This is a genomic window from Ruegeria sp. B11, from assembly GCF_056539785.1.
Window position 1 is genome coordinate 532,183 of record NZ_JBQFVO010000002.1, and the last position, 24,187, is coordinate 556,369.

Genomic DNA, 24,187 nt, shown 5'->3' on the forward strand with positions numbered 1-24,187 from the left:
TCTCCTTAGGCGAAGGCGGGCATGACGTCCGCGATGAACCGCTCTAGCGAGGCTTTCTTGCGCTCAAAGCTCATCCCACTGTCGATCCAGAAAGAATACTCATCATATCCAAGATCGCTATAGCCCTTGATGCGTTCGATTGCTTTGTCGGGCGTGGCGATCACGTTGTCCCGGATCATCGCCTCGGGCGAATAGAAGGGATGGTTAGCGATGTCGTCATCGCTCAGCGCCTGGATCAGTCCCTGCGACACTGGGCGTTCGTTTTTGAACCACGCGCCGAAATAGCAATAAAAGCGATTGATCTCTTCCGCCGCGCGACGGGCATCCGCCTCGTCCGAGGCGATGTAGGTGTGGTTCAACAGCATGATTTCGGGGCGCGGGACGTCATGGAATTTGGCGCAGGCTGCGTTGAACGTATCCATCAGCCGGGTGATCTCTTCGTCGCCCTGCCACAAAGGGGTGACCTGCACGTGACAACCGTTCGATACCGCAAACTCATGACTGTTGGGATCGCGCGCGGCAACCCAGATCGGTGGACCGTTTTGTTGCAGAGGCTTGGGCGAAGATGTGGTTGCCGGGAAAGAATGAAACTCTCCGTCCAGCGCATGATCGCCCTCCCAAAGACCCCGTACTGCCGGAACAAGCTCGCGCATACGCTGGCCTGCCTCCCAGGCGTCCAGCCCCGGCACCATCCGCTCGTATTCATAGCTGTAGGCGCCACGCGCGATGCCCAGATCCAAACGGCCATTCGTGATCATGTCCGTCATTGCGGCCTCTCCGGCCAGCCGGATCGGATGCCAGAACGGAGCGATAACGGTTCCGGTTCCCAGACGCACATTGTTGGTCTGGCGTGCCAGATCGACGATATTCAGGAACGGGTTCGGCGAGATGGTGAAATCCATCCCGTGATGTTCGCCGGTCCAGACCGCATGCATGCCGCCCGCATCAGCGATCTTGGCCAGTTCTATGAAGTTTTCATACAGCTCCTGCTGGTCCTGATCGGGAGAGGTGCGTTCCATATGAACGAAAAGCGAAAACCGCATGTCAGTGACCTCCTCGTGTAATCGGGCGAACCTCGCCGCTGTTCTTGTTTCCGTAGTAAATGCCAAAATCTCCCAGACGGGATTCCTCGGACAATCGTTCCAGCATGGTTCGGGTCGCCGAGTCGGTTACAGTGCCAAAGGATACGATATCCAGCGGGACGAAATTACCTTTCTTCGGCTCACCATCTGCGGCCTGACACAGAAACGCGATGTGTTGACGCTTTTTCTCTGCATCTTCGTAAACCGAATAAACAAAGCCCGGCTCTGCGGTCAGCCCGGTGGCATCGATTAGCTTGTCCAATGCAGCCGAAACGCCCTCTGATCCAACCGCCACCTCAGGCGGTGCAAGCGCGCCGTCACCGGCATCGATCAACAGAACCTCACCTGCGCGTTCGATCAAGGCTGAGACGATCAGGCCGGTGTCCTGCATCAAGGCGCCAGCCGCTGTTGATGGCGTTACATAGGCCCCCCTGACATATCCGAGACCGGGTGCCGGAGTATTGTCGAAGGCTTTGACCTCGCCGATCAGGATCACATGATCCCCCGCTTCGACGGTTTTGTGCATAGCGCAGTCAAACCAGGCCGACGACCCATCGATCAACGGCGATCCCGCAGGTCCACGCCGCCACTCGACGCTGGCAAACCGGTCTTCGACGGGCCGGGCAAAGGTATTGGATACCTCGATCTGTGTCTCTGACAGGATATTGACGGCAAACCCGTCGGCGGCAATCAATGCGTCATAGTTCTTTGAACTGTTGGCGAGACATACCAGCACAAGCGGCGGGTCTAGTGAGACGGATGTGAACGAGTTCGCAGTAAACCCGATCGGGTTACCTTGGGTATCATGCGAAGTAACCACGGTGACGCCCGTCATGTACGCTCCAAATGCATTTCGCAGCGTGCGGGGATCGATCGAGGTCATTGCGCAATCCTTTCTTCGGCGGGCTGGCCGAGCCATTCAACCAGATGCGCTGTTACTTCATCGGGTGCTGTCAAGTTCACCATATGTCGGTGGCCTTGGATCACAACGGCCCGACCGTTTTGAACTGCTGCGGCCATAGCTTGTGACATAGCCGGGGTTGAGTTCGAGTCTCCGTCGCCGGTGAGCGCCAGAAACGGGCACGAAATCAGATTCATCTTGCTGGCGTAAGTGGCATCGCCCCGCGCAAAAGCGGAATAGGCGGTGGCGTAGCCTCTTTGGTCCACAGACCCAAGCCACGACGCCACCTGCGCACGGGCAGCCAGATCACCCGGACTGTCACCAAACCAGCGCGACAACGGCGTTTCCAGATCAACTCGACCCGCGCTGATGTCAGCGGCCCGTTGGATGACTGCGGCGCGGGCTGAGGCATCGCGACAGAAGACGCCGTTCAACATAGCAACACGGCTAGTGATATCGGGGTACTCTGCCGCAAAGCCGGCGGCAATCAGTGCCCCCATTGAATGCCCGATGATTGCGACCGGAGCCAGATTCAATGCGTCGACAACATCATGCATCCAGCCGACAAAATCCGGCAATTGGCTTCCAGATGGCAGACGGTCACTGCCTCCATGCCCCGGCAGATCAACCGCAATTATACGGCAATGCTGGCTCAGCGTGTCAAACTGAGGGCCCCAGGCCGCAGATTGCATGCCAACGCCATGGATCATAAAGACCGGTTGCCCTTCGCCCGCCTCTCTGAACGCGACTGATCGGCCCGAGTTAGACAGCTGCAGGGTTGTCAACGTCATGACCAAGTTCCTCGATGTCCTGATAGCGATCCCCGATCCGGTGGTGCGGCCGCCCTCCAATCGATGCACCCAGTGCAATCAGAATCTCATCTGCCGCAGGTGCATCTACGACCGAAGTCTGGATCGTAAGGTAGTGAGAGCGACGACCCCCATCATGTTTGTCCATCAAGGGGATCAGCAGCGGCGCATTGGCAGGGCCGCGCGTATTGCAGAAGGAAAGGTAGGATTTCGCGCCGACTGCTTTGCGATAATGATTGCCAAAATGCAGCGTGTGGATCAGGGCCGACGCATGCTCGACCTCTCCGTTCAAGCCCACAATCGCGGATTTTCCATAGGCTTCGACCCGGTCGCCGCCACCTGAAGCATCCAAAATCATTTTGGTCAGCAACTCCCCCAGTCCAGGGGCGCACTCGCGGATTGCAGGGCCAAGATCCTCGACAAATCCCTGACCAGCCCACGGGTTCCGAATGACAGCCATTGCGGCAATTAGCTTCAGCGGAGTGTCCGCCAACTTACCACCCTCGATCAGAGTGTCTTCGACATGCAGAAGCGTTTTTCGAATTTCGGCGGACATGGTGATTCCTTTGGCAAGCCTTTGGTCGAGAATATGGTATACCATATTACGATATGTCAATCATACTTGTTCCGGATCCGTACCACAGATATGAAAGCGTCGATGATGAACACCGACTCCACCCTTCAAAAGATCGAAAAAGCACCGCAAACCTTGCGGGATATCGTGCAAGCACGCCTGCGCGAAGCGATCATCGCCGGGCATTTTGCCCCCGGTGAGCGGCTTGTTGAACGCCCGCTTTGCGATCAGCTTGGTGTCAGCCGCACCGTCATCCGCGAGACGATCCGGTTTCTGGAAGCCGAAGGTTTGGTTGAGATTATCCCCAACCGCGGGCCAATCGTCTCGACCCTCAGCTGGGACCAAGCGCGGCAAATCTATGACATCCGCTTACAGCTAGAAGGCTCAGCCGCCGCCGCCTGTGCACAAGCGCATGAGACAGGTTTCGCAAAGGATCTGGGCAAGGCATTGAAAGCAGTGGGCGGGGCGCAGAATGACACCGAATGGTCAAATCTGCTACAGGCCACAACTCGCTTCTATGAACTGATTTTTCTACAGGCTGGGCACAGCATCGCCTGGGAGGTCGTGCAACGTCTGAACGGCCGGATCAGCCGCCTGCGGGCCTTGACCCTCGCAGCGCGGAATCGAGAGCGTTCTGGGATGAGCCACATGACTGCCATCCATGATGCCATCCTCAGTAGAGATCCTGCCAAAGCCCGAAAAGCAGTCGAAAGCCATATCGCGGATGCTGCACAGACCGCGCGCGGCTTTTTGGAAAGCTCTGAGACCTGAGTGCTCGGCAATTGAGCCAGAATTCCAAGATTCTGATATCAAAGCTCTCATTATCTGCGTAGATTTGCCGGGAATGCCCTGATCTCACGAAAGCACCGGAATGCCGCGTCAGTCTGCTCCCAAAGACCTCAGTCTCAAATGGCTGGAACTGTTTCAGATATGTGCGCAAAAGGGCTCGCTACAGGCGGCTGCCAAGGAAACAGGGCTGACGATCAGCACCGTTTCCCATCACCTGCGCAATCTCGAAGACCATCTGGGCGTTGAGCTGTTCAACCACACCCGTAGACCCATGGTTCTGACCCCGAAGGGCCGGGTCTTCCTGCGCAATATCGACGATGCGCTGCACCTGATCCGAAAGGCCAAGGCAGAGGCATCTGCGGGCAGTATTACCGAGGCCAGTTATCTGCGTTTCGGCACGATCGAGGATTTCGACAGCGACATCATTCCGGAACTGGCAGTCTACTTGTTTACGAACATGCCTGCCTGCGATTTCATGTACCATACAGATTCCAGCCACGCGATTATCGACATGCTGCGCGACAGGCAGTTGGATCTGGGGATTTCCACTACTCCTAGCGAACGTATGCGCGATCTGCAGGATCGCCCCCTTCTGCGCGATCCATTTGTGATCGTTTTGCCTGCGGTGAATGACAAGTCTTTGCAAGACATTGTTGAGGGACGAACCAAATTGCCGTTTCTACGATATTCCGGCAATCTGATCATCGCGCGCCAGATCGAGTCCCAATTACGCCGGATGGGGATTTCGTCCTCTCACAGGTTTGAATGCAGCAACAATCAGACGCTGATGTCGATGGTGTCCTCCGGTGCGGGTTGGACCATCACGACGCCGCTGCTGTATTCTCGGGCAAAGCGGTTCCAATCAAGGCTGTGCATGCACCCATTTCCGGGCAAGAGCTTTGCACGCACACTGGCGCTGGTCGCGACGCCGGATTGTTCAAGATCAGTGATTGAGCTTGTGGATGCCAAAACCCGATCATTGATCAATGACCGCATCATTTCCCCACTGCGCGATGATATCCCGTGGCTGACGGATAGTTTCAAACTTATCGAATAGCACTGGATCAGCCTTCAAAGAATGTTGAAGCGATCTCGGATTTGCCGATCCTGTTCGTCTGACAGGTATCTTGGCGTATGGGTCTGCAAAATTTCTTGCGCCCGATGTCGCGCGCGGCTCCAGGCATCTTGCGCTCCGTTTTCTGCCCAGGTTCGCGGCTCGTCCCTGTCTGCGAGTGAGGGATAAAAGTAATCCCGTTCCATGGCCGCAAAAGTATGCTGACCACCCAGAAAATGGCCCTCGCCCAGAACTGCTTCGCAGATTGCGTCAAAGCCCAGATTCTCGTGTGTCACCTCTATCCCCCTCAAAGCGCGGTAGGTGTACGAGTGCATCTCATCATCCAGCACGAACGCCTCAAAACTTGCACCCAGCAACGAGGCCGTCATGCCCGAGCTTTCATAGATCAGATTACCACCTGCCAGCGCTGCCGCCATTGAGGTCAGTCCCTTTTCCATCCCGTATTGAGCGTCGATCGCCTTGGCATCAGACATCGAACAGGCCACACCTGAAGGCAGCCCAAGCCAATTTGATAATTGTGCAGATGCTGCATTCAGGACAGCCGTCTCTCCGCTGCCACCTGAGAACGCGCCGGTCCGAAGGTCAATCACCAGTGGCCAATTCGAAAAGACCATAGGAAACCCGGGCTGGATCGCGTGGACCATTACCAGACTCGCAAGAGTTTCTGCCAATGACTGCGCCAGAAAACCAGCCAAGGTCGCTGGTGCAGTCGCGCCGGCCTGAGCAGCGGTGATGCAAGAAATCGGAATATTGTGTTCGATGCAGGCGTAGACCACATCCACTGCGTCTTCGCCGTAGCGCATCGGCGAGATCACCGGGCTTATATGTGCTTTCATGAACGGGCGTTTTGCGAATTCACCGGGTCCCCCGGCTGCGATATCCAATATCTCAACAATTGGCGCAACGTGCTGCGCCAATGTAAAAGACGTCGCGGTGGGCTTGGAGGTATTCTTCAACAGCGCATAGACGGTGTTCACATCCAGATCGAAGGTTTCCTCCAGATCGGTTGCAACGCAACAGCGGGTGAACCAGCTGACATTTGGCAAGACATCTTGAAGACGCGTGAAATCATGCAAGTCCTGCAAGGTTGAAGGCCGATAGCGACCACTGCGCAGATCAAGCGTCTGAACCGCCGCCCCTCCGGTTCCGAAATAGACGCGATTACCGCCAACTTCGATGGATCGGGCTGGATCACGCCCGTGCAGAACGAAGGTCTTGGCGGCCTGATCAATCGCCTGTTCCACAAGTTGAGGCGAAAAAAGTATCCTCCCCTCCCCGCTATCTTGCGCCCCAACCGCCAACAAATCAGAACGCAAGCGATCCGGCACCTCACCGATCCCCAGCTTCTCAAGAAGATCCAGAGCCGTGTTGTAAATCCGCTCAAGCTCAACCCCAGTCAAGGGTTTGTAAGCGCCTCCCGGTTGACCTGGCGGACAGGGGTCGAGCGCAGGCTTTTCAGCCCGCTGTGCGATACGTCCTTTTCGACCGGACCTTTTCGCCTGCGGCGCAGCCATTTGTGATCCTCCAACCGCATCAGGTTGATCAATTCAACTAAACGTCTAAAGCCAATTTCAACCGCATTCGAATTACTACGAGTTAATGAGCTTTTATTTTCGATTTTTTACGTAACAATATCCAGCCGCTTGTGAACCAACTGACAGAACAGGCTAATCCCCAAAAACTACGTACCGGAGGGTCCTTGATGAAATCGCGCACTAAAGTGGTCGTCATTGGCGGCGGTATCGCCGGCTGCTCGACTCTGTATCACTTGACCCGTGAAGGTTGGTCCGATGTGGTGCTGGTCGAGCGCGATGAGTTGACCAGCGGCACAACTTGGCATTCGGCCGCGCAGGTGACCAATTTTGGCATGAACCAGACCATGGTTGGTCTGAAGACCCACTCGATCAACCTGTACAAGGAACTGGCCGAGGATCCGGACTATCCTATCAACTACCATCACGGTGACGGCGGCATCCGGCTTGCAAATACGCCTGAGCAGATGCAGGGGTACCACCATTTTGCGTCTATGGCGCGCGGAATGGATGTGCATTTCGAGGTCATAGATGCAGAGGAATGCGCCCGCCGGCACCCGTTGATTTCCACCGACAACCTTCTCGGTGGGCTATGGGATCCGTTAGATGGCGACATCGATCCGGCTCAACTGTGCCAAGCTCTGGCGCGCCGTGCGCGCAAAGCCGGGGCCGAGGTTTATCGCAATACTCCGGTCACAGGACTGACACAGCACAAGGACGATACCTGGACGGTTCGCACGGAACACGGCGATATTGATTGCGATATCGTAGTTAACGCTTGTGGTTATCGGGTCAACGAAGTGGGCGCGATGATGGGCGTGCACCACCCTGTCGCTTCGATGGAGCATCAGTATTTTCTGACAGAAGAAATCGAAGCGATCCGCGACGCAGGCCATCGGATGCCCCTGCTGCGCTGTCCGATCAGCGACTATTATTGTCGGCAGGAGAAGAACGGCTTGCTGGTCGGCTTCTACGAGCAGGATTGCAAAACCTGGGGCATGGACGGGATCGATCCGAATTTTGTGAACGCGCTGTGCCCTGACGATCTGGACCGCGTGACGGATGTGCTGGAAGGTGCCTTCGCACGCATGCCTGCACTGATGGATGTCGGTATTCATACAGTGGTGAATGGTCCGATCACCTACACAATTGACGGCGCACCTTTGGTCGGGCCAATCCCCGGAAAGCGCAATGCTTTCTGCATCATCGGTCTGCGCGCGGGTTTGGGCGAAGGGGGTGGCCATGGCTGGCTGCTGGCCCAACAGATCCTTCACGGCGAGGCCTGTTATGACACGTGGTGCCTTGATCCGCGTCGGTTTACCGGCCACACAAATGTGGAGCTGACCGCGCTGAAAGCCATCGAAGATTACCAGAATGAATTCCGCTTTCATTTCCCGCACGAACACCGGCCTGCCGGTCGCCCCGCCAAAACCACACCGCTGACCCCGATCCTCGCAGCAGAAGGGGCTGAATTTACAGTGGTCAACGGTTGGGAGCGGGTCGACTACATCAAGCCTGCACCAGATTTTCACCCAACGCTGAGTTTCAGTTTTGATGAGACCTTTGACGTCGTGGCAGCGGAAATCAGAAACCTTCAAGAAAATGTCGGACTGGCCGAAGTGAACGGCTTCAACCGGCTGGAAATCACTGGAACCGATCGGCATCGGTTTCTGGATCGGATGATGTGCGGCGCGGTGACAAAACGCGACGGGCGGGTCGGCCTTGGTTATCTGCTGAACCACCACGGGATGGTCAAAGCCGAGGCCACCATCGCCAACCTTCCCGCGAGTGATCGCGGCCCGGCACGGGTCTGGTACGGGTCCGCCGCCGCCAGCGAATACCATGATATGGACTGGCTAAAGGCGCATCTGCATGATGGCGAAGATGTGCAAATCCGCTCACTCACCAATGATCAGACAATATTAGTGCTGGCCGGACCCAAATCGCGCGACGTGCTGTCCGCTTGTGCTCGAGGAGACTGGTCGCGAGAAGCCTTTCCCTGGCTGTCAGTTCGCGAGTGTTTTGTCGGGTTCGCGCCAGCAACTGTATTGAATATCAGCTACTCAGGGGAACTGGCCTACGAGATACATGTCCCGAACGCCTCACTATACGCGGCCTATCTGGCGTTCAGAAAAGCTGGCGAGACGCATGGCTTGAAATTATTTGGTGCTCGCGCCGTCGAGTCCATGCGGATGGAGAAAGGGTTCTTGCACTGGAAAGCCGATCTGCTCACAGAGTTCGACCCATTTGAGACCGGTTTGGATCGGTTCGTAAAATTGACCAAAGGCGATTTCATTGGCCGAAACGCGTTGCAGAGACGCCTTGAGAACGGGCCTCAAAAGAAACTGGTAAGCCTGAAAATCGATGCAACCAAAGCACCGGCGCATGGTGGAGCCTCCCTGATGTCGGACGACATGGTTATTGGCACAATCACGTCAGGTGACTGGGGCCACAGAACAGGGCTAAACCTTGCTTACGGCTTTGTGATTCCGGAATTTTCCGAACCCGGCAGCCGAATGCAGCTTGACCTGTGCGGAGAATTGATCGCGGCCGAGGTGATTGCGCCATCCCCGTATGACCCGGACCTCTCACGCGTGCGAGGCTAATCCCAAAGTTACTCCCCGTTTCGATAGGCTGTTGGTGTCTGCCCGAATTGCATCCGGAACGCCCGCGTCATTGCGCTTGGGTTCTCATACCCGCAGCGGCTGGCGATCTCGGCCACGGACTGCTGAGTCTCGACCGCAAGTTTACGCGCCAAATTCAGACGCAGGCGACGATAGAGCGCCTGCGGTGTTACACCCAGCTCGGACAAAACCCGGGTCTCAATCTTCTTTTGAGAGCACCCGAGCTGACGAGCGATATCCTTTATCATTACTGGCGCATCCAACGTGCCCTGCATGACGCCCAGCACCCGATTCACCAGCCTGTCTTCGGATTTCATCTGTGGTGAAGCAGCACTTGGTTCACCACGATTCATCAGAAGATGTGCCACCTCCATCGACAACAGCGGCCCGTGATCCGCAAGAATCAGCGCAGTCGCCAGATCATAAGCAGCCATCGCGCCCGAACAGGTGATCCGGTTCCGGTCGATCACAAAACGTTCCTGCACGACCTCGACATCGGTAAAAGTTTCTTCGAACCGGAAAAGTTCATCCCAGTGAATGGTCGCGCGATGCCCTTCCAACAGTCCCGCGCGCGCGAGCAACCAACTCCCTGTGTCCAGACCAGCCAGTTTGCGATGACGGGTTGCGGCCCTGCGCAAAGCGCGATGAGTATCGGGAACCGAGTGTTCCAGATACCCATAAGACGGCATGACAACCAAAGCATCACCCGCCTCAATGCCCATCGCTCCATGAGGCGCGACCTGCAACCCGCTGGAACTTTGGACTGGCGCACCATGGGGTGAATAAAACTGCCAGGCATAGAGATCCTGCCCCGCCAAAGTGTTCGCCGCGCGCAATGGCTCAACCATGTTGGCGAGGCAAAGGTTCGAGAACCCGTCGAACAGCAAAAAGTTATAGATCTGGGTCAAATTTTTCTAACTCGGCATGATATCGTACGATTACTGCATGTCATCGTGTCAGGCAATTACGTTTCATTGCCAATCAGACATCAGGGGAACGCGTCATGCAATTTGGCTTAACCGAAGAACAGGAAATGATCGTCTCAACAGTGCGGAGCTTTGTTGAGAACGAGATTTACCCCCACGAAGCTGAGGTCGAACGCACCGGACAGGTGCCGCAAGAGCTGGGAGACGAAATCAAGCGGAAATGCATCGAACTGGGGTTTTATGCCTGTAACTTCCCCGAAGAAGTTGGTGGCGCAGGTCTCTCGCATCTTGATTTCACTCTTGTCGAACGCGAGCTCGGCCGAGGTTCGATGGCATTGACCCATTTCTTCGGTCGCCCGCAGAATATCCTGATGGCCTGCAACGCCGACCAACGTGAACGCTATTTGTTGCCTGCCGTGCGTGGCGAAAAGATGGATGCTCTGGCTATGACCGAACCTGACGCGGGTTCAGATGTTCGGGGCATGAAATGTCAGGCCGTACGCGATGGAGGAGACTGGGTCGTCAACGGTTCGAAACACTTCATCTCGGGCGCGGAGCACGCGGATTTCTTCATCGTATTCATCGCAACAGGTGTGGATGAAACTCCCAAAGGCCCTAAAAAGCGGATCACTACATTCCTCGTAGATCGTGGTACGCCGGGTTTTGAAGTGCGCGAGGGGTACAATTCAGTCAGCCACAAAGGCTACAAGAACTATATCCTGTATTTTGACAATTGCCGCCTGCCTGACACACAGGTTCTGGGCGAGGTCGATGGCGGTTTCGCCGTGATGAACGAGTGGCTCTATGCAACGCGCCTGACGGTTGCTGCTTTTTCGGTCGGGCGCGCGCGGCGCTGTTTTGATTATGCGCTGAACTACGCGGCTGAGCGCAAGCAATTCGGCCAGCCGATCGGTAAGTTTCAGGGTGTCGGCTTTCAGATCGCCGACATGATCACCGAGATCGACGCTGCTGACTGGCTGACGCTCGCGGCCGCATGGCGACTGGATCAGGACTTGCCCTCAAATCGCGAGATTGCCTCGGCCAAGCTTTATGCTTCGGAAATGCTGGCAAAGGTCACGGATACGACGTTGCAAATCTATGGTGGCATGGGTCTGATGGATGACTTCCCGATCGAACGGTTCTGGCGGGATGCGCGTGTAGAACGTATTTGGGATGGTACGAGTGAAATCCAGCGGCATATCATCAGTCGTGATCTGCTGCGGCCCCTTGGTGCCTGAGGACCGAATGAGCAAGGATATCTCCCGTCTTCTACGCCCGGAATCCATCGCGGTGATCGGCGGCGGCGCGTGGTGCCAGCAGGTTATCCTGCAGTCGGAACGCATGGGCTACGCAGGGAAAATCTGGCCTGTCCATCCCAAGGCGGATGAAATTGCCGGGCACAAGGCCTACGCACGGATTGAAGACCTGCCATCGTCCCCGGACGCGGCCTTTGTTGGCATCAACCGTCACGCCACTGTTGAGGCCGTTCAGGTTCTGTCAGACATGGGCAGCGGCGGCGCAGTTTGCTTTGCCTCTGGCTTCTCGGAAGCTGCAGCCGAGGATCAGGCAGGAGGAGATCTGCAATCAGAGTTGATCAATGCAGCAGGCAGCATGCCCATTCTTGGGCCAAACTGCTATGGCTTTATCAATGCGCTTGATGGTGCGCTATTGTGGCCCGATCAGCATGGAGCTGCTCGAGTAGATCGAGGCGTTGCCATTCTGACCCAGAGCTCCAACATCTCGATCAACCTGACTATGCAGAAACGAGCTCTGCCGATTGCCTATATGGTGACTTGCGGGAACATGGCGCAGACCAGTCAGGCTGAGATCGCGATGTCGCTGATCGATGATCCACGGGTCACTGCCGTCGGTTTACATATCGAGGGCTTCAAGGATATCCGCGAATGGGAGGCCCTTGCTGCCAAGGCACATCGGAAAGGCGTGCCTCTGATCGCACTTAAGGTGGGTGCATCCGAACAGGCGCAAGCAGCAACAGTTTCTCATACCGCCTCACTGGCAGGGAGCGATGCGGGTGCGCAGGCTTTGCTAAACCGGCTGGGCATCCCGCGCCTGTCCTCGCTGCCCGAGTTTCTGGAAACCCTGAAATTGTTGCATTGTTATGGGCCTTTGCCGGGGGGCAACATTGCTTCGATCAGCTGCTCGGGCGGCGAGGCCAGCCTGATCGCAGATATGGCGATCGGCACTGACCTCAGATTTCCAGAACTGTCCAGAGACAAGCAAACCCGATTGCGCGATGCGCTTGGTCCGATGGTCGCACTAAGCAATCCACTCGATTACCACACCTATATCTGGCGCGATGAAGATGCGATGGCGAAAGCTTGGGCCGGGATGACAGGCGACGACCTGGATATGACCTTCTCGATCGTCGACTACCCGACCACCGATCCAACGGATTGGGCTGCCGCGACACGCACGGCACTAAAGGTGCGGGCAGAAACGGGCGCGCGCTTCGCAGTGGTTTCTACACTGCCCGAATTGTTCCCTGAAAACACTGCGCAATCCCTGGTAGAAGGCGGTGTAGTTCCCTTCATTGGCCTTCGTGAAGCGCTTGCCGCTACACGCGCGGCGGCTCAAGTCGCCGCGCCTTCGGACACGCCAATCTGCCTGCCGGGCACATTAGATGCGACGCAGACGCTGACCGAAGCCGAGGCGAAGCAGGCTCTGGCCGCGCATGGTTTGCGCATTCCTCAGAACAGGTCTGTCCGAGGCGCCGAAGAAGCCCTAAGCGCGACGCGCGAGATGGAAGCGCCCTTTGCCGTCAAAGGTGTCGGCCTTGCCCACAAGTCTGAACATTCCGCTGTACGGCTGGGGGTACAGGCTGCCGATGTGGCGGGTGTGGCAGCGGATATTGGAACCGAAGAGATTCTGATCGAAGAGATGATCACAGGTGCGGTGGCAGAAATACTCGTCGGCGTCGTGCGGGATCCTGCCCACGGCTTTGTGCTGACTCTGGGTGCCGGAGGTGTCCTGACCGAAATACTGCGCGACACCACCTCGCTTTTGATCCCGGCAACGTCCAGCAGTATTCGCGCGGCACTGGGCGAGTTGAAAGTCGCGCCGCTGCTGTCAGGCTATCGCGGCCAACCAGCGGCTGATATGGATGAAATCGTTGCCGCCATTCAGGCCGTTCAAGACTATGTAATGCAAAATGCCGAAACGCTCGGCGAGGTCGAAATCAACCCGCTTCTCTGCACGCCCACCCGGGCGGTGGCGGTGGATGCGCTCATCAGAAAGGCCTGAGAAATGGACCCGATCAAGACCCGCCGTGACGGCGCAATTCTCGAAGTGACGCTGGATCGGCCAAAAGCCAATGCAATCGATCTAGCTACCAGCCGCATCATGGGGCAGGTATTTGCCGAGTTTCGCGATGATCCCGAACTGCGCGTCGCGATCTTGACCGGAGCAGGTGATAAATTCTTTTGCCCTGGCTGGGACCTGAAGGCAGCCGCCGAAGGCGATGCCGTAGATGGAGATTATGGTGTCGGTGGCTTTGGCGGTTTGCAGGAGTTACGCGATCTGAACAAACCGGTCATCGCGGCCATCAATGGTATTGCCTGTGGTGGCGGACTCGAGCTTGCGATTTCCGCCGATATGATCCTGGCCGCTGAACACGCAACTTTTGCCCTACCTGAGATTCGATCCGGAACCGTTGCAGATGCGGCGAGCGTCAAGCTACCCAAACGCATTCCCTACCACATCGCGATGGAGCTATTGCTGACTGGACGCTGGTTCGATGCCGAAGAAGGTCAGCGTTGGGGCTTGGTCAATGAAGTCCTGCCTGCCGATCAACTGTTGGATCGTGCCTGGGAATTGGCGCGTCTGCTCGCCTCGGGTCCTCCGCTGGTTTATGCTGCAATCAAAGAGGTCGTGCGCGAAGCTGAAGACAGCAAATTTCAGGACGCCATGAACCGCATCACCAAGCGCCAGCTGCGCACCGTCGATATCCTCTATTCCAGCGAGGATCAGCTTGAAGGCGCAAAGGCCTTCGCTGAAAAGCGTGATCCGGTCTGGAAAGGAAAATAAGTTCAAAACACCGCTGCCTTCATCGCATTGGCGCAGTTTTGCGCCAATCGCTCAGCTAAGCTTGTTTTTTGTCAGAACACACTTTTACTATCCTGCAATTCAGGCCACAGCTACTTTAACTGGAAGAAGGAATGTCAAAGCGGCCCGATGCAGGACAAGAAAACAGAACCAGAACTTGAGATCGGGCGAACCCTGCAGCGTTTGCGACAGGAACGTCAGCTCACGGTGACCGAACTTGCTGCGCAGTCAAAGGTTTCCGCGCCCATGATCAGCCGAATCGAAAATGGTCATGTTTCGCCGTCCCTTAGTACCTTACACGCGTTGGCAGATGCACTATCTGTCTCTCTGATGGCGCTGTTCAGCCATACCGACACGACCTCGGATGTGCATCACGTTCAGGCGGGAACCGGGTTGCCGTCGCGGCGTATCACACCAGACCATGCCCATGACTATCTACTGCTCGGCAAACACAGCGGGCCTAGCGGGTCATTCCAATCCGCACGCATCCGCATCTCAAAACAAGACCAACGCAAGTTGCCTAACTATCAGCACGAAGGCTACGTCTTCATCTACATGATTGAAGGCAGCGCCATCTATGGCTGTGGGACCGAAGAGTTCCAGATGTCAGAAGGTGACACGCTCAGCTTCGACGCCAAGCTCCCACATGGGGTACGGGTCATCCTGTCAGACGAAATTGAATTCGTGACCGTGTCGACGCGACCGCATTGATCTTTGCAGATGCCCTAGGCTCCACGCCGCGTTTGCCATCCGATCAGGCTGAAACACGCGAACACTACTGCAGCAACACAAACAATGGATGGCCCTGCAGGCGTATCAAATATGTAAGCAGCCCGTAGCCCGGCGATTGCGGAAAATGCACCAATCGCCGCCGCAATCAAAGCCATCGCTTCCGGAGATCTGGCCAAACTGCGCGCAGCCGCCGCCGGGATGATCAGCATTGCAGCAATCAGTAGAACACCTACGACCTTTATCGCCACGGCCACTGTAACTGCCAGAGACAGCGTCAGGATCAACTGCTCTCGCTTGGGGTCAAAGCCGCTGGCATAGGCCAGCTCTTCATTCATGGTCGCTGTCAATAGCTGCGACCAGCGCCATACGATCAGGGCCACGACAAGCGCTGCGCCCCCCCAGATCACAACCAGATCGGTGCGTGACACGGCCAGAATATCACCGAAGAGATAGGCCATCAGGTCGATGCGAACACCGGACAGGAAAGATACGGCGACTAGACCGAAGGCAAGTGCAGAATGTGCTAGAACGCCCAGCAGTGTATCCATCGCGTAACCACGTCCGGACAACAGTGTCACGGTAAGTGCCATCGCAAGTGCAACAGCTAGCGCCCCAGTAAAGACGGACAACTGAAACGTCAGCGACAAAGCGACACCCAGGATTGCCGCATGGGCGGTGGCATCCCCGAAATAGGCCATTCGACGCCAGACAACAAAACACCCCAGTGGTGCCGCAGCAAAAGCAACGCCAACACCTGCAAACGTCGCGCGCGTCATGAAATCATCCAGCATTATTCTGCGGCTTCCTGAGAGGTTTCACAGTGATCGTGATCGTGATCATGGTCGTGATCATGGCGATAGAGGGCCAGTGCGCCTCCGGTACCCGTTCCGAACAGGGCCCGATATTCCGGGGCCGAAGCTACGACTGCGGGGGACCCTTGGCAGCACACATGACCATTGAGACAGATCACCCTGTCCGACGCGCTCATGACCACGTGCAATTCATGGCTGATCATCAGTATGGCGCATCCGGTTTCACGCCGGACCTCCTCGATCTGACGATAAAACGCCGCCGACCCCGGTTGGTCGAGACCCTGAGTGGCTTCGTCCAAAAGCAGAACGTCGGGCCGATTGATCAACGCTCGCGCCAGCAAAACGCGCTGAAACTGTCCGCCTGACAATTGCGACATTTGGCGCTTTAGCAGATCCGGCACCCCAGCAGTTTCAAGCGCTTCTGTACATTGAAGCCTAGAGACACGATCCGTCAGACGCATGAATCTTTCGACTGATATCGGCAGGGTCGGATCAATGTGCAGTTTTTGGGGGACATACCCGATTTTTAGCCCAGGCTTCAGTGTAACCTTACCTTCCGCAGGCTTGGTCGCGCCAATGACGGCACGCAACAGGCTGGTCTTTCCCGATCCGTTTGGACCAACGATCGTCACGATTTCACCAGCCTCAATCGTCATGCCGACATGGCGCAGAACGGTATTCGCGCCATAACGCACGCTGAGATTTTCAACGGTGATCAGGGTCATGTCTACGCCTTCTCGGTGCAGTCTGGGCAGAGTCCCTCGGCTTCTACAACGGTTCGCTCGATTTCGAAACCCGCCGCGCGCGCGGCTGCGCCGAGGACGCCATTGGACGGTGCCGACTGAGCTTCGGCGACAGCGTCGCATTTTCTGCAGATCATGAAGGCCGGGGAATGGACCTCTCCGGGATGAGAGCAGGCCACAAAGGCGTTCAAACGTTCAATCTTATGGACGAACCCGTACTGGACCAGAAAATCCAGCGCGCGATAAGCCACCGGCGGCTGCGAGCCAAAACCGGCTTCGCGCAAACGATCAAGTATAGCGTAAGCCCCAAGCGACTTGTGATCTTGCAACAGCATTTCAAGAACTTTTCGCCGCACAGGGGTTAGCCGCAACCCTTCTTCCCTGCACCGAGCATCCGCTGTGGCCAACGCCGTTTCGACGCAATTCTTGTGATCATGCTCCTGAAATCCTACCGGCGCATCTTCACCAACCGAAATGGAGTGCATCTCACTTGTCATGTTATACCATATCATATATGCCGCTCGTAACGTTATAAAATCACACAGAGGGTCTGATGTCCAGAAAGCTGCTCCCACTATCGATTACCGCTGCATTGATGGGCGGAACCGCCATGGCGGATGCACCCAAGGTTGCGGTTGACATCGCACCCGTTCACTCACTCGTGGCCCGGGTGATGGAGGGGGTAGGAACGCCTGAATTGATAGTGCAGCCCGGTGCCTCGCCACACGAATACAAACTTCGTCCGTCAGAAGCAGCCGCACTGCAAGAGGCAGATCTGGTATTCTGGATTGGCGAGGACCTGACCCCGTGGATGGAAGGCGCTGTCGAGACGCTCAGCGACGGGGCGACTGTTACGGTGTTGCTTGAGTCGGACGGAACGGTTCTGCTCGATTTCCGTGAAAGTGCTTTGTTCGAAGCGCATGACCATGGCGACGACGAAGATCATGGGGATGACAATCATGACGATCACGACCATGCTGAGGATGATGGTCATGATCACGACGACCACGACGATCATGCAAAAGACGATGACCACGATCACGAGGATCATGCCGAGGACAAAGAGCATGATGATCATAATCATGACGAAGAGCATGCGGATGAGCATGACCACGATGATCATGAGGACCACGCCGGACATGACGACCATGAGGGCCACGCGCATGGCGAACATGATCCGCACGCCTGGCTCTCTCCGGTCAACGCAGAAATCTGGCTGAAAACGATCGCGGCGCAGCTTTCTTCGGCTGACCCAGACAACGCAGGTGCTTATTTTGCAAATGCGGCAGCTGCGCGTGAAGAAATGGCTGCTTTGTCTGCGGAAGTGGCCGAAACGCTGGCGCCGGTCAAAGGTGGCAGCTTCATCGTGTTCCACGATGCCTATCAATATTTCGAAGATGCCTTTGGCTTCCCGGCCTCGGGTGCAATTTCCCTCAGCGATGCGACCGATCCAAGCCCGGCAAGGATCGCCGAAATTCAGGGGCGTATCCGCGACGAAGGTGTGGATTGTGTCATGGCTGAACCCCAGTTCAACCCCGGAATTGTCGCAACCGTTCTCGACGGCACCGAAGCTAAAACCGGCATCATGGACCCGCTGGGATCTGATCTGGAACCCGGAGTAAATCTGTACCCGCAACTCATCCGCAATCTGGCCAAAACACTGTCTGAGTGCCTTTGACTCAATCAACAGCCTGGTTGGGAGTTGGTTCTGGCCAGGCTGAAATCAGACAGAGTTCTCCGCTCATCGTTCCAACAAAGTCATCAGTATTCGGCTACCGGCCTCTCTAAGCTGTCCAATTTGGCGGCTAAGCTGCCGGCGCAAGTCAATCATCGCCAGCGGACTTTCGATGCCGCGCTCGACCAGAGGTTGGATCACGCCAATCTATTCCTCCAGAAACGCCGCCTCCACACCTGTACGGTCGGGAAGATCAAATTCTTGTCCGGATATCTGAGCCTCAAGTCTCGCGCGCGACGCGATCGCAATCGCCTGTCGCGGCCTGCCAATCGCCTAGATCACGCCACGAATACGAACGGGAAGGGCAGATCGACCAAAGCAACCAGCGAGGCAGACGTAAAGAAATCCCTCACGACTTCAAAGTCCTGAAGGATCGAGGCCATGCGTCCATTCTGCCCGCCCCGGGCTTTCATTATAAGCACCATCAACTGATTGAACAGCCGTTCGGTGATCTTCAGGTCCGCCCATTTTCCCGCTGTATCGATGAACCGTGTCCGCAGGTTCTTGATCAGGAAATCGAACAACAGTGCAAGGCCAACCCCGACGACCAGAGCCAGCAAGCTATCAACCACTTCGTTTGGCAGAATGGGGTCATGAACGACCATGGTGAACAGCGACGTCGTCGGCCCAAGCACACTTATCACCAACGCCGCCAACATATTCTGAATGTAGACCACGCGCAGATCGCTAAACGCAGACCAAAACCATTGGCCTTGCGGGGCAGAGCGGTCCTCGTCCGAACGGCGCGAGCATTATGCGCGCAATATCCAGCGTGTCTTGCGCAGTCGTGTTTCCTGTCGCCGCCAGATCTGAGGATCGCTGAATCCGCTGCTGGCATCGATCACAAGAAAGCGTTGGTGTCTTCTCGATCCAGAAACGCGAAAGATTGCACAGCTGCATCAAACGCCAGGACCAGAAACAAGTTCGGCTCCAGTTTCAGCAACCGCGCTTTCCCGAAACCCGCCTTTAGCCCACCGTTTCCACTGCGCTGACCGCCTAGGCGACTTCATTGCCCTAGAACACCCGAAAGATATCCACCTCGGACAACCCAAGACCCAAATGCTCTGTCAGAAGTCGGAGGTGCGTATTCAGCGGGTTAGTCGCAGTCGGGTTCATGACGGATATCACAAGGTTGGATCGGTCGGCTGTGCAACACCCAACGCGTCCAGGATATCGCCCGTGACCGCCAGCACGGCATATTCTGCACGACGTGCCTGGGCCTCAAGCTGGATCACCCGAACCTGCGCAAGATTCAACTCGCGCAACGCATCCAATATCTGTACCAGCGTGCTGCGCCCGATATCAAACTGTCCACGAGCTGCATCCAGCGCTTGCTCATTGATCTCGACAGCGCGCCGGGCTGTGGCGAGCCGTCGCTGGATTGAATTGGTCTCTTCCAAGGCCTGGGAGAGATTACGTTGCAACTCGCGCCGCAATTCTTCTTCATCAGCCCGGCTTTGTTGAAGATTCGCCCTTGCGGTTTCGACATTGGCGCGCGCGGATCCCCCTTGGTAAATCGGGACCGTTACACCCAATCGGGCCTGCACACCGTCGTCGATACTACCCTGGTCGAAATCTGTCTCAAGAATCGCAGAGAGTGTTGGGCGGGTCGCTCGTTCAGCAACCACAACCTCTTGCGCACGCACTTGACTGAAGGCGACCTGAGTACGCAGACGCGGGCTGCGTGCAACCATTTGCTGCGAGGTGGCCGCTGCCAGAATGGGTGCGGGGGGGATGGTCGGAATTATGTCGGGTCGCGTTCCGAAGACTTCGACCCATGTTGCCGTCGCCAGTTCCACATCCGTCTGAGCCTGCGCTAATTCTGTCTCGGCGTTAGACTTCCGCCCCTGCCCCGCCAGCAAATCTGCCACCGACCCGGCCCCGGCATCAAAGCGGGACTGGAGGTCGCTGACCAAAACGTCCGTACGATCCAGATTCTGCTGGGCTTGTTCTTCGAGGCGGCGATTTCGATCCAGATCAATTATGGTTTCGATGGCCTCGAAGCTCAGCGCGCTCAGCTCAGACAATTCGTTTAACCAGGTCTGCCGGGCTTCAATCTGACGCAAACCCACACGACCCGAGACTTTGCCACCATCATAGATGATCTGGCTAAGCCGCAGGATCGGTACTGTATCCCCATCGGACGTCAGGGATGTCTCGGCCTCGATCTGCGGCAGGAACGCGCCTTGCTCGGCATCAATGCGGGATTTCGAAGCCAGAACGCTGGCGGCTCCGGCTGCGGTAGTGGGCGATGTCGCGACAGACCTTCGCACCAACTCAGCGAATTCAGTGCGTGCGACATTTCCCTTCAGATTATTCCCCCCCGATAAGGGAGCGGGGGCTGGTGTCGCCCCGGGATCAAAGGACTTGGTTCCCTGTAAATCCTGACTGCAGCCCGCCAAAATAATAGTGGCTATCACAACCGACAACCATGCCCTCATCCCGCCAAAGCTCCTGATTTCAACTCTGAGATAAGCAACAAATTTCCAGTCAGTTAATCGTGGAACTTGTTGCCCGCATTTTGCGTTACAGGAGAAAGTGCGGTAAAAAAGTAACCATATTCTTTACGAGTTTAATGTTCTGGCACGACATCAGTTTATCAAGATGCGGGTCCAGAAAAATCAAGCGGAGCAAGGGCGCAGATCCCATCTGATAATCCGCGAGCTTTCGGCCGCCAGCCATGTTCTGTTCGGCAAGTTTGATTCAACCAATCACAACTCATCCAACCTTGTTGCCTTGGCTCCAGACACCGCGCAAAACTGGTGTTTGACCCATGCGACGCACACGCAGAACGTCACCGCGCAGACCTACATTCAGGATGCCACGGTCATCAAGACCGACAGCCATTGCAGGATTACGTGTAACCGTGGCCACAGCACGTGGCAGGTCGTCCCAAACACTGGCAAGATGAAAAGCCGACAGCAGTAGCGCAGAAGGCACATAGTCGGAAGACACAATTTCCAGAAGATCGGCCTTTGCAAGATCTTCAGCCGCGACATTGCCGGAATGCGAGCCGCCACGGATCAGATTCGGGGCACCCATCATGACGGCGATGTTGCGGGTACGGCAGGCCTCGGCCGCCTCGAACGTGGTTGGGAACTCGGCGAAAGCCACACCATTTTCGGACGATTTTTCGACATGCTGCGCCGTGGTATCGTCATGGCTGGCAAGCGCGGCGCCAAGACGGGCGGCCTCGATCACTGCACCGGCTTCGTGCTTTTCTCCGAAACGCTGCTGCAGACCACGCAGGTTCTCGACATGTGCAACGAAATCGGCGTCGGTCATACCGCGCTTTTTGGCGACATAGGTCTTCAATGCACTCAGATCGCTGAATTGGCGTTGACCCGGCGTGTGGTCCATCAGACTGACAATGCCAACCCTGTCTTCCGGCCCGAAGGTCGCCAATTCCTCAAGCAGTGTCTCCGAGCAGATCTCGGCCCGCAGGTGAAGGAAATGGCTGATCTTGAAATAGCCTGCGGCGCGCGCCGACAACAGTTCGTCCGCCAGTTTGCGGGCATAATCGATGTAACGGCCCTTGCCGCTGTGAATGGAACCTACTCGCATGGCGTCGAACACGGTTGTGATTCCGGTCGAGGCCAGCTCGCTATCATGCGCGATCAGGGCCGGAAGATGAGGCCAGTCCACTTCCGGGCGAGGCTCGATATGACGTTCGATATTGTCGGTGTGCAGCTCGACCAGTCCCGGAAGGATGTAATCACCTGCACAATCGACTGCGCCGGTCGGAACATGATCCCCTTCGGTGATCTCGGAAATGACGCCCTGTTCGATTGTCACCGAACCGGTTACTACCCGATCGGGCATAACAAGCTGGGCATTCGCAAGGCACAGATTATCTGACATATCGCTGTCACAAGCCTTTGCCAAAGAGGGCGCGGGAAAAGGGGAATTCATGTCATACTCTCGATTTGCAATCTACTACGTGCCGCCCGAAGGACCATTGGAACAGTTCGGCGCGCGCTGGCTGGGATGGGATGTCGTGCAGGGCTGCGAAGTGCCTCAGCCCGATCTGCCCGATTTGCATGACGTTACGATGACACCGCGCAAATACGGCTTTCACGGAACGCTGAAACCACCCTTTCAACTGGCCGGAGGTTATTCGCTTGAAGCCCTGAAAGCGGCGGCGTCTGAGATGGCCGCTGGCCTGGCGCCTTCGAGCTGTGAAGGGCTGAGTCTGACGAGGCTGGGCCGGTTTCTCGCCTTGACCCCACAGGGCGATGTTAGCGGCTTGCAAAGAATTGCTGCGGCCTGTGTACGTGAGCTTGACCCGTTTCGCGCCCCAACCAACGAGGCTGAACTTGAGCGGCGGCGCGGTGCAAGGCTGAGCCAACGTCAGGACGCACTGTTGATCGAGTGGGGTTATCCCTATGTGATGGACGAGTTTCGGTTTCACATGACGCTGACAGGTCGGCTGCCGAATGGTGATATTCCTGTATGGACCGAGGCGCTGCGCCGCCATTTGCCAGCCTTGCCCGAGCCCTTCGTCATCGACCAAATTGCCTTGTGCGGCGAGCGCATTGATGGGCGTTTCGAGCTTATTCATCGGTACGCGCTCGCTGGTTGAAGGACCCCTGCGGCGCGCGCAACCGTCTCGGCCAGTGGGCCATCGTTGGAAATGGTGATAATGTCCAACCCATCGGGCAAGGGTTTTTCTGCCTGAGCAAGCCGATTTGCAATCTCACTATCGCTTTCTCGGCCGCGAGTCGCCAAACGCCGAGCAAGAGTTTCCGGCTTCGCGGTGATATTCAGGACAATGAAGCGTGGGAATTTTTCTGCGGCCTCGAGCAGAGCTTTACGGGAGAAATTTGCCAGACAATCTGCGCCATCACTCAGCCGATCTTTGACAGCAACCGGTATCCCGTAGCAAAGCCCATGAGCAACCCAATGCACCGCAAAGGCACCATTCACCGCCATTTCTTCAAATTCGGCGAGTTCGACGGCGTCATAGTCTTCCCCGCCCAACTCTGGTGCACGGGTGATGACGCGGCGCACCAAATGCAAATCGGGCAACAAGTCACAAAGCCCTAGCATCACACTGTCTTTGCCAGCCCCCGACGGGCCAACCACAGCGATGAGGCGACCCCGGGTCATGCCGCGACCTCGGGCGAAAACTGACTGGCGTCGATTTCGCGATCACAAACGCGCGCCCTAGCCGCTTCGTCGTGAAAGATGCCGATGATTGCAGTACCACGCGCCTTTGCCTCTTCGATGAGCCTTAGAACAACCTCGCGATTGGCCGCATCCAGACTGGCAGTCGGCTCATCCAACAGCATCGCGGGATAAGAATGGGCGAACCCGCGTGCGATGTTGACACGCTGCTGTTCACCACCCGAGAAGGTAGTCGGTGAAAGGGTCCAGAGCCGCTCAGGAATGTTCAGTTGCCGCAACAGAGCTTCAGCCCGCGCCTTCGCGTCAGCAGCGGAAATGCCCACAGCCCGCAGCGGCTCGGCCACCACATCGACGGTGGGCACGCGCGGAACCACGCGAAGAAACTGGCTGACATAACCCAGAACCTCGCGGCGCAGGGCGATAACTGTCCGAGGCTCTGCCTGCACGATATCCACATCACCGATGCGAATTTCTCCGCTTCGGGCCAGATAGTTGCCATAGATCATACGCATGAGGGTGGACTTGCCCGCTCCAGACGCGCCCGTCAGCGCTACGCATTCGCCCGGAGAGACCGAGAAGGATACATCATTCAAAACCTCAATCACGGCCGCGCCTTGATTATGGAGGGTGAAAGTCTTTGAGACGTTATTAAGCTCAATCATTG

At 56.6% G+C, this 24,187-nt stretch carries 23 protein-coding genes; 9 read left to right on the forward strand and 14 right to left on the reverse strand.

The window, feature by feature from the left end; genetic code table 11:
* Positions 1-5 precede the first annotated feature (5 nt).
* Genes ACR0I1_RS10140 through ACR0I1_RS10155 form a run of 4 tightly spaced genes read right to left on the reverse strand, consistent with a single transcriptional unit; the run spans position 6 to position 3,348 of the window.
* Positions 6-1,043 carry an LLM class flavin-dependent oxidoreductase gene (locus ACR0I1_RS10140; RefSeq protein ID WP_170407735.1) on the reverse strand — a complete coding sequence of 346 codons (1,038 nt, stop codon included), beginning with the start codon at positions 1,041-1,043 and terminating at the stop codon, positions 6-8.
* A 1-nt stretch (position 1,044) separates the two neighbouring features.
* Positions 1,045-1,965, reverse strand: a complete 921-nt coding sequence (locus ACR0I1_RS10145) for a flavin reductase (protein WP_480706248.1) — start codon at positions 1,963-1,965, stop codon at positions 1,045-1,047.
* A complete protein-coding gene (locus ACR0I1_RS10150; protein ID WP_480706250.1) occupies positions 1,962-2,774 on the reverse strand; it encodes an alpha/beta fold hydrolase in 813 nt (270 codons plus the stop codon). The genes ACR0I1_RS10145 and ACR0I1_RS10150 overlap by 4 nt, the downstream gene beginning before the upstream one ends.
* Entirely contained in the window at positions 2,746-3,348 is a 603-nt protein-coding gene (locus ACR0I1_RS10155; protein ID WP_480706251.1) for an amino acid synthesis family protein, read from the reverse strand. Before ACR0I1_RS10155 ends, ACR0I1_RS10150 begins: the two co-directional genes overlap by 29 nt.
* 102 nt (positions 3,349-3,450) lie before the next feature.
* Between ACR0I1_RS10155 and ACR0I1_RS10160 the strand changes: the two genes are divergently transcribed.
* Both ACR0I1_RS10160 and ACR0I1_RS10165 read left to right on the forward strand, forming a co-directional pair.
* Positions 3,451-4,137, forward strand: coding sequence for a GntR family transcriptional regulator (locus ACR0I1_RS10160; protein WP_480706253.1), 687 nt, complete (start codon positions 3,451-3,453; stop codon positions 4,135-4,137).
* Positions 4,138-4,237: 100 nt separating this feature from the next.
* On the forward strand, positions 4,238-5,212 hold the full coding sequence (locus ACR0I1_RS10165) for a LysR family transcriptional regulator (RefSeq protein ID WP_480706255.1): 975 nt from the start codon (positions 4,238-4,240) through the stop codon (positions 5,210-5,212).
* 14 nt (positions 5,213-5,226) lie between these two features.
* Here ACR0I1_RS10165 and ACR0I1_RS10170 read toward each other — a convergent pair whose 3' ends face one another.
* On the reverse strand, positions 5,227-6,744 hold the full coding sequence (locus tag ACR0I1_RS10170) for a trimethylamine methyltransferase family protein (RefSeq protein WP_170646954.1): 1,518 nt from the start codon (positions 6,742-6,744) through the stop codon (positions 5,227-5,229).
* A gap of 188 nt (positions 6,745-6,932) precedes the next feature.
* Between ACR0I1_RS10170 and ACR0I1_RS10175 the strand changes: the two genes are divergently transcribed.
* Positions 6,933-9,368 (forward strand): GcvT family protein, encoded by a 2,436-nt coding sequence (locus ACR0I1_RS10175; protein ID WP_480706257.1) that lies wholly within the window; start codon positions 6,933-6,935, stop codon positions 9,366-9,368.
* A gap of 8 nt (positions 9,369-9,376) precedes the next feature.
* Here the strand turns inward: ACR0I1_RS10175 and ACR0I1_RS10180 are convergent, their stop codons facing one another.
* On the reverse strand, positions 9,377-10,294 hold the full coding sequence (locus ACR0I1_RS10180; protein WP_480706259.1) for a GlxA family transcriptional regulator: 918 nt from the start codon (positions 10,292-10,294) through the stop codon (positions 9,377-9,379).
* Positions 10,295-10,389: 95 nt separating this feature from the next.
* On the opposite strand from ACR0I1_RS10180, the gene ACR0I1_RS10185 reads away from it, so the two are divergent.
* The 4 genes from ACR0I1_RS10185 to ACR0I1_RS10200 all read left to right on the forward strand — a co-directional run bounded on the left by ACR0I1_RS10185 (position 10,390) and on the right by ACR0I1_RS10200 (position 15,085).
* Positions 10,390-11,550 (forward strand): acyl-CoA dehydrogenase family protein, encoded by a 1,161-nt coding sequence (locus tag ACR0I1_RS10185; protein WP_480562055.1) that lies wholly within the window; start codon positions 10,390-10,392, stop codon positions 11,548-11,550.
* Positions 11,551-11,557: 7 nt separating this feature from the next.
* The gene (locus ACR0I1_RS10190; protein WP_480706261.1) at positions 11,558-13,573 is read left to right on the forward strand and encodes an acetate--CoA ligase family protein; all 2,016 of its coding nucleotides are present in this window, start codon (positions 11,558-11,560) and stop codon (positions 13,571-13,573) included.
* Positions 13,574-13,576: 3 nt separating this feature from the next.
* Positions 13,577-14,356 carry a carnitinyl-CoA dehydratase gene (locus ACR0I1_RS10195; RefSeq protein ID WP_480706263.1) on the forward strand — a complete coding sequence of 260 codons (780 nt, stop codon included), beginning with the start codon at positions 13,577-13,579 and terminating at the stop codon, positions 14,354-14,356.
* Positions 14,357-14,503: 147 nt separating this feature from the next.
* A complete protein-coding gene (locus ACR0I1_RS10200) occupies positions 14,504-15,085 on the forward strand; it encodes a helix-turn-helix domain-containing protein (protein WP_480706265.1) in 582 nt (193 codons plus the stop codon).
* Between the two features lie 14 nt (positions 15,086-15,099).
* On the opposite strand, the gene ACR0I1_RS10205 is transcribed toward ACR0I1_RS10200, so the two are convergent.
* The 3 genes from ACR0I1_RS10205 to ACR0I1_RS10215 are packed head-to-tail and all read right to left on the reverse strand — an operon-like array spanning position 15,100 to position 17,158.
* Positions 15,100-15,897 (reverse strand): metal ABC transporter permease, encoded by a 798-nt coding sequence (locus ACR0I1_RS10205; protein WP_480706267.1) that lies wholly within the window; start codon positions 15,895-15,897, stop codon positions 15,100-15,102.
* Entirely contained in the window at positions 15,897-16,643 is a 747-nt protein-coding gene (locus tag ACR0I1_RS10210) for a metal ABC transporter ATP-binding protein (protein ID WP_480568576.1), read from the reverse strand. The genes ACR0I1_RS10205 and ACR0I1_RS10210 overlap by 1 nt, the downstream gene beginning before the upstream one ends.
* A 2-nt stretch (positions 16,644-16,645) precedes the next feature.
* Entirely contained in the window at positions 16,646-17,158 is a 513-nt protein-coding gene (locus ACR0I1_RS10215; protein ID WP_170801717.1) for a Fur family transcriptional regulator, read from the reverse strand.
* Between the two features lie 56 nt (positions 17,159-17,214).
* Between ACR0I1_RS10215 and ACR0I1_RS10220 the strand changes: the two genes are divergently transcribed.
* Positions 17,215-18,339 (forward strand): metal ABC transporter solute-binding protein, Zn/Mn family, encoded by a 1,125-nt coding sequence (locus ACR0I1_RS10220; RefSeq protein WP_170646963.1) that lies wholly within the window; start codon positions 17,215-17,217, stop codon positions 18,337-18,339.
* Positions 18,340-18,674: 335 nt separating this feature from the next.
* Here the strand turns inward: ACR0I1_RS10220 and ACR0I1_RS10225 are convergent, their stop codons facing one another.
* The 3 genes from ACR0I1_RS10225 to ACR0I1_RS10235 all read right to left on the reverse strand — a co-directional run bounded on the left by ACR0I1_RS10225 (position 18,675) and on the right by ACR0I1_RS10235 (position 22,308).
* Positions 18,675-19,073: a 6TM ABC transporter family protein gene (locus tag ACR0I1_RS10225; protein WP_480706270.1), complete on the reverse strand. Its 399-nt coding sequence runs from the start codon at positions 19,071-19,073 to the stop codon at positions 18,675-18,677.
* 447 nt (positions 19,074-19,520) lie between these two features.
* The gene (locus ACR0I1_RS10230; RefSeq protein WP_170801719.1) at positions 19,521-20,669 is read right to left on the reverse strand and encodes a TolC family protein; all 1,149 of its coding nucleotides are present in this window, start codon (positions 20,667-20,669) and stop codon (positions 19,521-19,523) included.
* A 445-nt stretch (positions 20,670-21,114) separates the two neighbouring features.
* A complete protein-coding gene (locus ACR0I1_RS10235) occupies positions 21,115-22,308 on the reverse strand; it encodes an alpha-D-ribose 1-methylphosphonate 5-triphosphate diphosphatase (protein WP_480706272.1) in 1,194 nt (397 codons plus the stop codon).
* Between ACR0I1_RS10235 and ACR0I1_RS10240 the strand changes: the two genes are divergently transcribed.
* A complete protein-coding gene (locus ACR0I1_RS10240) occupies positions 22,307-22,978 on the forward strand; it encodes a DUF1045 domain-containing protein (protein ID WP_170512023.1) in 672 nt (223 codons plus the stop codon). The two genes, ACR0I1_RS10235 and ACR0I1_RS10240, sit on opposite strands and share 2 nt — an antisense overlap.
* Here ACR0I1_RS10240 and phnN read toward each other — a convergent pair.
* Both phnN and phnL read right to left on the reverse strand, forming a co-directional pair.
* Positions 22,954-23,505 carry a phosphonate metabolism protein/1,5-bisphosphokinase (PRPP-forming) PhnN gene (gene phnN, locus ACR0I1_RS10245; protein ID WP_480706275.1) on the reverse strand — a complete coding sequence of 184 codons (552 nt, stop codon included), beginning with the start codon at positions 23,503-23,505 and terminating at the stop codon, positions 22,954-22,956. The genes ACR0I1_RS10240 and phnN overlap by 25 nt on opposite strands.
* Positions 23,502-24,185 (reverse strand): phosphonate C-P lyase system protein PhnL, encoded by a 684-nt coding sequence (gene phnL / locus ACR0I1_RS10250; protein WP_170818200.1) that lies wholly within the window; start codon positions 24,183-24,185, stop codon positions 23,502-23,504. The genes phnN and phnL overlap by 4 nt, the downstream gene beginning before the upstream one ends.
* Between the last annotated feature and the right edge of the window lie 2 nt (positions 24,186-24,187).

What these genes read in the sequence shown, in the direction of transcription:
- ACR0I1_RS10205 (WP_480706267.1), bottom strand. Translation starts at nt 15,897, where the DNA reads ATGCTGGATGATTTCATGACGCGCGCGACGTTTGCAGGTGTTGGCGTT.
- ACR0I1_RS10190 (WP_480706261.1), top strand. Translation starts at nt 11,558, where the DNA reads ATGAGCAAGGATATCTCCCGTCTTCTACGCCCGGAATCCATCGCGGTG.
- ACR0I1_RS10240 (WP_170512023.1), top strand. Translation starts at nt 22,307, where the DNA reads ATGTCATACTCTCGATTTGCAATCTACTACGTGCCGCCCGAAGGACCA.
- ACR0I1_RS10200 (WP_480706265.1), top strand. Translation starts at nt 14,504, where the DNA reads ATGCAGGACAAGAAAACAGAACCAGAACTTGAGATCGGGCGAACCCTG.
- ACR0I1_RS10160 (WP_480706253.1), top strand. Translation starts at nt 3,451, where the DNA reads ATGATGAACACCGACTCCACCCTTCAAAAGATCGAAAAAGCACCGCAA.
- ACR0I1_RS10235 (WP_480706272.1), bottom strand. Translation starts at nt 22,308, where the DNA reads ATGAATTCCCCTTTTCCCGCGCCCTCTTTGGCAAAGGCTTGTGACAGC.
- ACR0I1_RS10165 (WP_480706255.1), top strand. Translation starts at nt 4,238, where the DNA reads ATGCCGCGTCAGTCTGCTCCCAAAGACCTCAGTCTCAAATGGCTGGAA.
- ACR0I1_RS10150 (WP_480706250.1), bottom strand. Translation starts at nt 2,774, where the DNA reads ATGACGTTGACAACCCTGCAGCTGTCTAACTCGGGCCGATCAGTCGCG.
- ACR0I1_RS10170 (WP_170646954.1), bottom strand. Translation starts at nt 6,744, where the DNA reads ATGGCTGCGCCGCAGGCGAAAAGGTCCGGTCGAAAAGGACGTATCGCA.
- phnN (WP_480706275.1), bottom strand. Translation starts at nt 23,505, where the DNA reads ATGACCCGGGGTCGCCTCATCGCTGTGGTTGGCCCGTCGGGGGCTGGC.
- ACR0I1_RS10175 (WP_480706257.1), top strand. Translation starts at nt 6,933, where the DNA reads ATGAAATCGCGCACTAAAGTGGTCGTCATTGGCGGCGGTATCGCCGGC.
- ACR0I1_RS10220 (WP_170646963.1), top strand. Translation starts at nt 17,215, where the DNA reads ATGTCCAGAAAGCTGCTCCCACTATCGATTACCGCTGCATTGATGGGC.
- phnL (WP_170818200.1), bottom strand. Translation starts at nt 24,185, where the DNA reads ATGATTGAGCTTAATAACGTCTCAAAGACTTTCACCCTCCATAATCAA.
- ACR0I1_RS10140 (WP_170407735.1), bottom strand. Translation starts at nt 1,043, where the DNA reads ATGCGGTTTTCGCTTTTCGTTCATATGGAACGCACCTCTCCCGATCAG.
- ACR0I1_RS10145 (WP_480706248.1), bottom strand. Translation starts at nt 1,965, where the DNA reads ATGACCTCGATCGATCCCCGCACGCTGCGAAATGCATTTGGAGCGTAC.
- ACR0I1_RS10155 (WP_480706251.1), bottom strand. Translation starts at nt 3,348, where the DNA reads ATGTCCGCCGAAATTCGAAAAACGCTTCTGCATGTCGAAGACACTCTG.
- ACR0I1_RS10210 (WP_480568576.1), bottom strand. Translation starts at nt 16,643, where the DNA reads ATGACCCTGATCACCGTTGAAAATCTCAGCGTGCGTTATGGCGCGAAT.
- ACR0I1_RS10215 (WP_170801717.1), bottom strand. Translation starts at nt 17,158, where the DNA reads ATGACAAGTGAGATGCACTCCATTTCGGTTGGTGAAGATGCGCCGGTA.
- ACR0I1_RS10185 (WP_480562055.1), top strand. Translation starts at nt 10,390, where the DNA reads ATGCAATTTGGCTTAACCGAAGAACAGGAAATGATCGTCTCAACAGTG.
- ACR0I1_RS10195 (WP_480706263.1), top strand. Translation starts at nt 13,577, where the DNA reads ATGGACCCGATCAAGACCCGCCGTGACGGCGCAATTCTCGAAGTGACG.